Genomic DNA, 1239 nt, shown 5'->3' on the forward strand with positions numbered 1-1239 from the left:
CCCCCTCGCTCCCACGCCGGGACCGAGCCTGACCGCGCAACCGCTGAGCCTGTCGATCCTGGCCATGGACGAGGACGACGCCACCCTGGCCGTCGACCTCGCCGTCACGGCCATCGCCGTCTCCGGCGGGCGGATCTCGCAGCGGCACGAGGACTGGATTCCCCTCGACGAGGAGCTGCCCCAGCACACCGGGACCCACGGCTCGGTCGCCGGTCCGGCACCCGCCGCCTGATATCGCACGACCCCCGCGCGCCGCGTCAGAGCCCGAAGACGCGACGCGCGTTGCCGTCCAGATACAGCTCGCGGGTCTCGTCATCCAGGCCCAGCGCGTCCAGACCGTCGAGAGCGTGCTGGGGCAGGATCATCGGATAGTTGGTGCCGAACAGCACCTTGCGCCGCCCGCTCGCGGACTTCAGATACGAGACGAGTTCGGGCGGCAGCCTTTTCGTGGTGTAGGCCGAGGTGTCGATCACCACGTTCTCGTGTTTGCGGGCCACCGCGATCATCTCCTCGGTCCACGGATAGCCGACATGACCACACACGATGGTCAGCTCCGGGAAGTCCAGGGCGACGCGGTCGATATAGGGAATCGGGCGGCCCGGCTCCGAGGGCCGCAGCGGACCGGTGTGCCCGACCTGCGTGCAGAACGGGATCCCGAGGTCCACGCAGGCGGCGTAGAGCGGATAGAAGCGGGCGTCGGTCGGCGGCACCTCCCACAGCCACGGCAGCACGCGGACCGCCGCGAAGCCCTCGTCGCGCACCCGATGCCGCAGCTCACGCACCGATTCCATGGGTTTCCGCAGGTCCACCGAGGCCACGGCGGTCAAGCGGTCCGGGGCCTCGGCCACCCACGCGGCGACCTCGTCATTGGAGATGAGCGGGCCCTCCGGCGCGCACCACGCCGAGATGAGCGCCCGGTCGATGCCGCCCACGTCCATCGCCGCCAGCGTCGCCTTCAACGGGATCTCGCCGGTGGGAATCGCTCCCCCGGTCCACCGTCGCAGCGAATCGAAGATGTCACGCGCGAGAAATCGCTCCGTCGGATGCTGAGCCCAAGCGTCGATCGTCACCTTTCCAGTGTGGGGAACAAACGGCCGTCGCGGATCGTTCTCCATGCACCAGGGGCGGAAAAAATCAGCCGACAACGCAGCGTCGTTGTGCCACCATGTGATTCATCGAAGATCAGCCGACCGACACGGTCGTGACCAGCAGGAAGGGGGAGACGGCTTTGAATCCGAG

2 protein-coding genes are annotated in these 1239 nt (G+C 68.3%); one reads left to right on the forward strand and one right to left on the reverse strand.

The annotated features are described in order from the left end of the window. Positions 1-232 (forward strand): hypothetical protein (locus ACIRS4_RS37595; protein ID WP_404204674.1); only part of this gene is annotated, 232 nt, incomplete at its 5' end. Positions 233-257: 25 nt separating this feature from the next. Here the strand turns inward: ACIRS4_RS37595 and ACIRS4_RS37600 are convergent. Further along, complete coding sequence (locus tag ACIRS4_RS37600) at positions 258-1070, reverse strand: amidohydrolase family protein (RefSeq protein ID WP_404204676.1); 813 nt, start codon at positions 1068-1070, stop codon at positions 258-260. Between the last annotated feature and the right edge of the window lie 169 nt (positions 1071-1239).

The organism is Streptomyces sp. NPDC101166 (assembly GCF_044768125.1).
In the GTDB taxonomy this organism is placed as follows: domain Bacteria; phylum Actinomycetota; class Actinomycetes; order Streptomycetales; family Streptomycetaceae; genus Streptomyces.